The organism is Bradyrhizobium australafricanum (genome assembly GCF_020329495.1).
Lineage (GTDB): Bacteria > Pseudomonadota > Alphaproteobacteria > Rhizobiales > Xanthobacteraceae > Bradyrhizobium > Bradyrhizobium australafricanum.
In genome coordinates this window covers 1-3,062 of sequence record NZ_JAGKJL010000154.1, presented here as the reverse complement: position 1 = coordinate 3,062, position 3,062 = coordinate 1, and the positions used below count along the sequence as shown (strand labels likewise).

The following is a 3,062-nucleotide window of genomic DNA, read 5'->3' as shown; positions in this document are numbered from 1 at the left end:
GCGCGTCTTCTGGATGACGATGCTCAATCGCTCCTCGCCGAATGCCGTACCGCAAACGGCGCTGACGGATCCCGAAATCAGGCTTCTTGATCATTTGGTGAAAGACAGGGGTGGTGATTGCTCTCGACGAAGCACGCTCTCGCACTATGTCGTCAAGATCGCGCGGCTCGGAGGATATTTAGCCCGAGCCAACGATCCGCCTCCAGGAAATACCGTGATCTGGCGCGGACTATCGCGGCTGACCGACATCGAACTTGGAGCCGCAATCGAGGCAACAATTATGGGTAATTGAAAGCAAGCTGAGGCCGTCAGGCGGCGTGGTTCCATGGCATAAGCGCGTCGAGTTCGCTGCTCGGCCAACCGTTGGCGATACGCTGAAGCGTTACGGCGAGCCAGGCGAACGGATCGACGTTGTTCATCTTCGCCGTCTGCAGCAGTGTTGCGATAGTCGCCCAGGTTTGTCCGCCGCCGTCGCTGCGAAGAGACTATTCTTTCTCGTAATTGTTTGTGGCCTGATGGCGCGTTCGACGATGTTGGATTCGGGCTCGATGCGGCCGTCGGCCAGGAAGCGTTCGAAGATGGCGCGGCGCGAGACGGCATAGCGGATCGCCTCAGCCAGTTTTGATTTGCCGGAGATCCGCGGTCTGCTGCCAGAGGTCGAAGAGATCTGCGACGATCGCCGCGGAGGCTTGCTGGCGCGCGGCGACGCGTGCGTCGGGGCTTTGACCGCGCACGGTCTTCTCGACCTGCCAAAGCTTCGCCATCCGCTCGACCGTCGCCGTTGCCACTTCTGAGCTCCCTGCAACATGCAGCTCGTAGAACTTGCGTCTGCAGTGTGACCAGCAGCCAGCCAATGTGATGCCATCCTTGCCGCGATCGGATCGCGCGAGCTTGTTATAGGCGGCATAGCCATCCACCTGCAGGATGCCGCGATAACCATTGAGATGGCGGACCGCGCATTCGCCGGAGCGGCTGTCTTCGAAGCGATAAGCCACCATCGGGGGACCGTCGCGGCCAAACGTTCGGTCATCCCTGGCATAGGCCCACAAGTAGGCCGTCTTTGTCGATCCGGAGCCCGGAGCGAGCGTCGGCAAGGTGGTTTCGTCGGCAAAGACCCGTTCGGCCTTCTTGACCTCGCTGAAGATGTAGTCGGCCAGGATCTCCAGCTCGAAGCCGAGCTTGCCCATCCATTGCGCCATCAACTGGCGGTCTAGCTCGACCTTGTCGCGGGCGTAGATCGCCTCCTGCCGGTAGAGCGGCAGGCCGTCGGCATATTTGGCGACGGCGATCTGGGCCAAAAGCGCTTCCGTCGGAATGCCTCCTTCGATGATATGGGCCGGAGCCGGCGCCTGGATCACGCCGTCCGCGTTCTTGAAGGCATACTTGGGACGGCGCGTGACGATCACCCGGAACTTCGCCGGCACCACATCCAGGCGCTCCGACACGTCCTCGCCGATCAGCACCTTCTGCTTGCCGGCATGCTCAGCCAGCTCTTCCGGCTCAATGACGGTTTCGATCCGTTCCAGATGGGGCGCAAAGCCCTTGCGCCGACGCGGTGCACGCTTGCCATCCGCCTGCGCACGGCCCTTGCTGACCTGGGCCTTGATCGCGGCGATGCCGGTCTCGATCTCCTCGAAGACGAGGGCCTGCTGTTCATCGTCGCCGTTCGCCGAGCCGAGCTTCTCCGATCGTCGGCCGAACCGGGCGCGGTCGAAGGCCTTCAGGATTTGCGTCAGCCGCTCGATGCGCGCATCGGCATCGGCGTTGCGGGCCTTGAGATCGGCGACTTCGCTCTCCAGAGCATCGGCGCGGGCCGCTTTCTCGGCCATGGCAAGCACCATGGCTTTCAGCGTCTCTACGTCATTCGGGAGGCTGAGATCGGGCGGCGTCATTGACCCGACCAGAGCACATTTTGCCCCGGTTCTCTTGCCCTTTCAGGCCGCTGATTCACTTCGCCGCAGTGCTTTTACCCAACAATCTCCGGCGGCTTGACCGCCGCGGTCCGGACCCGCTTCCAGTCCATCCCATCCACCAGTGCCATCAACTGCGCAGCATTCAGCTGCACCCGATGATGTCCGATCCGCGGCCAGCAGAACCTCGCTTTCTCAAGCCGTTTCAAATAGAGGCACACGCCGGAGCCATCCCACCATACGATCTTTATTCGGTCGGCTCTTTTGGCGCGGAACACATAAAGCGCACCGTCGAACGGATCTGAGCCGGCATCGCGCACCAGCGCAACAAGGCCATCGATACCCTTGCGGAAGTCGACTGGATGGCTCGCCAGGAACACCTTCACGCCGGAGGGGATCATGCCGAACGGACCGCCCGGATCACCCGCTGCAACTGCGCCTCGTCGACGTCCACGCCGGCGCGCACGATCACCTCGCCAATGGCAATCTCGATCACCGCGCCTGCCACAGACACCACCACACCCTCGCAACTCGAGTGCCGCGCGGGACAATGTCGCTCTGCCCGAGCATCACGGCGCCAGGCGAACAGCTGCGACGGGTGAATGCCAATCCGGCGGGCGATCGCCGAGACACTCGCGCCAGGCTCCAGCGCCTCTGTCACAACTTGCGCCTTAAACTCGTCCGACCAGCGTCGGCGAAGCTGCCGCGGCGCTCCCTCAAGACGCTCGGCAACCGCTTCGATCATATGGAAGGTTCTAGTTCCAGAACTAGGCGCAGACATAGAAGCTCACATCGGCTCACAAACTCAGCAGCCGATAGCCGATCGCTTACCCACTCCGCCAGACGGGGTCTCTTTGCTTTCAATTACCCATAATTGTTGCCTCGATTGCGGCTCCAAGTTCGATGTCGGTCAGCCGCGATAGTCCGCGCCAGATCACGGTATTTCCTGGAGGCGGATCGTTGGCTCGGGCTAAATATCCTCCGAGCCGCGCGATCTTGACGACATAGTGCGAGAGCGTGCTTCGTCGAGAGCAATCACCACCCCTGTCTTTCACCAAATGATCAAGAAGCCTGATTTCGGGATCCGTCAGCGCCGTTTGCGGTACGGCATTCGGCGAGGAGCGATTGAGCATCGTCATCCAGAAGACGCGC

General features: G+C 61.6%; 2 protein-coding genes and 3 pseudogenes. 1 reads left to right on the top strand and 4 read right to left on the bottom strand.

What is annotated here, in order from left to right; genetic code table 11:
- Window positions 1-292, top strand: a pseudogene (locus J6525_RS46145) (IS4 family transposase); the annotation flags it as partial.
- A 16-nt stretch (window positions 293-308) separates the two neighbouring features.
- Here the strand turns inward: J6525_RS46145 and tnpC are convergent.
- The 4 genes and pseudogenes from tnpC to J6525_RS46125 all read right to left on the bottom strand — a co-directional run.
- Window positions 309-1,892: pseudogene (gene tnpC / locus J6525_RS46140) on the bottom strand (IS66 family transposase).
- A gap of 74 nt (window positions 1,893-1,966) precedes the next feature.
- Entirely contained in the window at window positions 1,967-2,311 is a 345-nt protein-coding gene (gene tnpB, locus J6525_RS46135; protein ID WP_027583889.1) for an IS66 family insertion sequence element accessory protein TnpB, read from the bottom strand.
- Window positions 2,308-2,655 (bottom strand): transposase, encoded by a 348-nt coding sequence (locus J6525_RS47185; RefSeq protein ID WP_283848696.1) that lies wholly within the window; start codon window positions 2,653-2,655, stop codon window positions 2,308-2,310. The genes tnpB and J6525_RS47185 overlap by 4 nt, the downstream gene beginning before the upstream one ends.
- Window positions 2,656-2,770: 115 nt before the next feature.
- Window positions 2,771-3,062, bottom strand: a pseudogene (locus J6525_RS46125) (IS4 family transposase); the annotation flags it as partial.